Origin of the sequence: [Mycobacterium] manitobense, from assembly GCF_025821665.1 — a bacterium.
In the GTDB taxonomy this organism is placed as follows: Bacteria; Actinomycetota; Actinomycetes; order Mycobacteriales; family Mycobacteriaceae; genus Mycobacterium; species Mycobacterium arseniciresistens.
Genome location: NZ_JACKSJ010000106.1, coordinates 1 through 3,635, shown reverse-complemented (window position 1 = coordinate 3,635; position 3,635 = coordinate 1). Strand labels below are relative to the sequence as shown.

4 protein-coding genes and 1 pseudogene are annotated in these 3,635 nt (G+C 67.8%); 1 reads left to right on the top strand and 4 read right to left on the bottom strand.

The window, feature by feature from the left end; translation table 11 throughout:
* The 4 genes and pseudogenes from H7I41_RS13985 to H7I41_RS13970 all read right to left on the bottom strand — a co-directional run.
* Positions 1-261: pseudogene (locus H7I41_RS13985) on the bottom strand (PadR family transcriptional regulator); the annotation flags it as partial.
* 106 nt (positions 262-367) lie between these two features.
* Positions 368-1,921 (bottom strand): NCS1 family nucleobase:cation symporter-1, encoded by a 1,554-nt coding sequence (locus tag H7I41_RS13980; RefSeq protein WP_264013195.1) that lies wholly within the window; start codon positions 1,919-1,921, stop codon positions 368-370.
* Between the two features lie 126 nt (positions 1,922-2,047).
* Entirely contained in the window at positions 2,048-2,479 is a 432-nt protein-coding gene (locus H7I41_RS13975) for an ester cyclase (protein ID WP_264013194.1), read from the bottom strand.
* Positions 2,476-3,348 (bottom strand): helix-turn-helix transcriptional regulator, encoded by an 873-nt coding sequence (locus tag H7I41_RS13970; RefSeq protein WP_264013193.1) that lies wholly within the window; start codon positions 3,346-3,348, stop codon positions 2,476-2,478. The genes H7I41_RS13975 and H7I41_RS13970 overlap by 4 nt, the downstream gene beginning before the upstream one ends.
* A gap of 154 nt (positions 3,349-3,502) precedes the next feature.
* Between H7I41_RS13970 and H7I41_RS13965 the strand changes: the two genes are divergently transcribed.
* A partial coding sequence (locus tag H7I41_RS13965; RefSeq protein ID WP_264013196.1) for an SDR family NAD(P)-dependent oxidoreductase occupies positions 3,503-3,635 on the top strand: 133 nt, incomplete at its 3' end.

Genomic DNA, 3,635 nt, shown 5'->3' with positions numbered 1-3,635 from the left:
GCCGCCGCGGCGTCCGCCGGGACCGAAGCCGAAGCCGGGACCGAAGCCCGGGCCGAAGCCGGGGCCGAAGCCCGGGCCGAAGCCGCGGTCGCCGCGGCCGTGCTCACGGATGTGGTCGCGGAACTCGCGGCGGGCCGCTCGCCGCCGCTCGTGCAGGACTCGCCGGTCCTCGGGGCTGAAGCCGAAGCCGAAGCCGGCCGGACCGAAACCGCCGGGCTGCCCGCCGAACGGGCTGTCTTGAGGGGTGAATGGGGTGTTCATGGTGTGTTTCCTTCGTTTGCGAGGAAGCACGATGTGCGCTTCCGATACGTTGACGATATATCGGAAACTATCGAGATGCAACGTCGGGTCGTCGCCGACCCGGTTCCTACGAGATCAGCGTCGCCCCCTCGGCGACCCGCAGCGCCGTCATCCGCCACGGCCCACGGGTGGCGAGCACGTAGTAGATCGCGAACGCCACACCGCATCCGATGAACCAGCTGTACTGGGCGGCCCCGGCCATGCCGAACACCTTGCCGCCCAGCAGCACGGGGATCATCGCCAGGACCGCGCCGACCAGCGTCGCGGCTACCGCCACCGGGTTGTAGCCCTTGCTGTACCAGTAGTTCGCGGTCTTCGACATGGTGAACAGGTCGTCGACCACGATCTTCTGCTTGCGCACCAGGTAGAAGTCGGCGATGAGCACGCCGAACAGCGGGCCGATGAACGCGCCGAGCGTCTCCAGCGTGTAGTGGATGACCTCGGGGTTGCTGTAGAGGTTCCACGGCGTCAGCAGCACCGAACCGACGGCGGCGATCATGCCGCCCATCCGCCAGCTGATCTTCTGCGGGCTGACGTTCGAGAAGTCGAAGGCAGGCGAGATGAAGTTGGCGACGATGTTGATGCCGATGGTGGCGATCGAGAAGGTCAACGCGCCCAACACGATTGCGGTCACGCTGTCGATCCGGGCGACGGTGGCCACCGGGTCGGTGAGCAGTTCGCCGAACACCGGCACCGTTGCCGCCGCCGTGACGACGACCAGCAGCGAGAACACCAGGAAGTTGACCGGCAGGCCGAGGAAGTTGCCCTTCTTGACGGCCTGGAAGCTCTTCCCGTAGCGGGCGAAGTCACCGAAGTTCAGCATCGGGCCGGAGAAGTACGACACCACCAGCGCGATCGCGCCCAGCATGATCACCAGCGAATTGCCCTGCTTCTCGCCGCCCAGTGACAGGCTGACGTGCCAGCCAGACTTCCACAGCAGGTATCCGCACAGGATGAACATCACGACGTAGACCGCGGGTCCGCAGAAGTCGATGAACTTGCGGATCGACTCCATGCCGCGCCAGAACACCGCGGCCTGCACCACCCACAACAGCGTGAAGCTGCACCACCCCAGCAGGGACAGGCCGGTGAACCCGTACTGGTCGACGTCGGCGTACGGGGCGAGGCCGGGAAAGAGCTTGAGCAGCACGATGTCCAGCGCCGCCGACGCCAGATAGGTCTGGATGCCGTACCACGCAACGGCGATCAGGCCGCGGATGATCGCCGGGATGTTGGCGCCGAGCACACCGAAGGAGCTGCGGCACACCACGGGATACGGAACACCGGCCTGCTGACTGGGCTTCGCGACCAGGTTGCACAGCACGTTGACGATCACGATGCCGACCAGCAGCGCGATCAGCACCTGCCAGCTCGCCAGGCCGAGGGCGAACAGGCTGCCCGCCGTGACGTATCCACCGACGCTGTGCACGTCCGACATCCAGAACGCGAAGATGTTGTAGGACGACCACGACTGCTTGGCCAGCGGTGCGAGATCCTCGTTGGTCAACCGGGGGTCGTAGTGGTCTTTGATCAGACCGCCGCCGACGGGATGCCCCGAGGCCTCGACGATGTCGCCGGCGCCGATCACGGCGCCGGGCGGTAGGTCTCGGGTGTCAGTCATGTCCGCTCCCTGCATGAAATCCGGGCGAATTCGATGCAGGAAAGCTAGCGACGCGATGTTTCACCGCCGTTGCGCGCAGAATATTTTCTCGCGGCCGGCGGCTCGCGGCCGACGGTTGTAGTGCGGTCAGCTCTCGATGTGTGCGCCGAGCTGATGCACCAGTGAGAACAGGTTCGCCACACCCCAGTGCTCGACGATCCTGCCGTCGCGCACCCGCATCGCGTCCACGGTCTCGAACGCCACGGTGCGTCCGGTCGGGGCGATGTCGAACAGCGGTCCCCGGTGGGTGCCGTGGTAGGTCTTGTACGTGGTGACGATGTCGCCTTCGACGGTCTGCCAATGGATCTCGGGCCGGAAGTCGGGGAACGCGTCGCGCAGCCTGCGGTACAGCACGAGCACCCCGGCCTTGTCGGGCGTGGTCCCGGGCTGCGGGGTGCGGTCGACGAAGTCGTCGGCGAACAGCTCGTCGAAGAGCGCGAAGTCGCCCTGCCCCTGCACCACTTCGGTGTTCCGGCGGACCACCGCCATCATGGCCTTCTGTTCCTCGGTGCGGCTCATCGCTGCGGTGTCCTCTCGTGGGAGTGTTCGTGCCAGCTGGCCAGCAGCCGGAGTGCGGTCTCGGAGGTCGATCCCGGCTCGGTGGTGTACACGAACAGGATCTGGTCGGGATCGCCCGACGAGTTCAGCGCCTGGTACTGCACCGTCAGGTCGCCGACGAGCGGGTGGTGGTAGGCCTTCGTGCCGGTGGTGCGGCGCTGCACGTCGTGGTCGGACCACCACCTGCGGAAGTCCTCGGACTGGATGGAGAGTTCACCGATCAGCGCGGTGAGCTTCTCGTCGTTCGGATAGCGGCCGGCGTCGAGCCGCAGCATCGCCACCGTGTCGGCGGCCACCTGCGGCCAGTCGGAATACAGCTCGCGGGCGTGCGGGTCGAAGAAGACGAACCGTGCCTGGTTGCGTTGCGGGGCAGGCAGCTCGCGGAACTCGGTGATCAAGGCGCCGGCGATGCGGTTGTGCGCGAGCACGTCGAGACGGCGGCCGAGCACGAACGCCGGCGAACAGACCTGGTCCAGCAGGTCGAGCAGCCGCAGCGTGGCCGGTTCGACGATCTGAGGGCGGGGGCGGCGCCTGCGTCCCGCCGGCTGTGGACGGCCGAGCTGGTGCAGGTGCTGGCGTTCGGCGTCGTCGAGTTGCAGCGCGGTGGCCAGCGCGTCGAGGACGTCGGTGGATGCGCTGCGGCTGCGGCCCTGCTCGAGGCGGGTGTAGTAGTCGACGCTGACCCCGGCCAGCCGGGCGAGTTCCTCGCGGCGCAGACCGGGCACCCGGCGGCGCACGTAGTCGCCGCCCAAGCCGGCCTGCTCCGGGGTGAGCCGGGCGCGGCGCGCGCTGAGGAACTCCGCGAGTTCGGAGCCGGTGCGATCACTCACGACGACATTGTGCCGCGAGGCGGCGGGCGCCGCGGCGCCAAGGTGGCCCATCTTGTCCCCCGATAAGCGTGGCCACGGTAACCGCCGAAAAGCGGCCGCGATCGAGGTTGTGTCGAGTGCACGACCACATGAGCACCGACGAAAGGAATCCACCATGTCTTCACTCATCACCGGCACCCCGCTGGACGGCCGCGTCGCGGTGGTCACCGGAGCGTCGAGCGGCATCGGCGAGGCCACAGCCGAACGGCTGGCGGCCCTCGGCGCCCGCGTCGCCGTCGCGGCCCGCC

Excerpts from the sequence above, each read along its gene's own strand:
- H7I41_RS13980 (WP_264013195.1), bottom strand. The coding sequence starts at position 1,921 with ATGACTGACACCCGAGACCTACCGCCCGGCGCCGTGATCGGCGCCGGC.
- H7I41_RS13975 (WP_264013194.1), bottom strand. The coding sequence starts at position 2,479 with ATGAGCCGCACCGAGGAACAGAAGGCCATGATGGCGGTGGTCCGCCGG.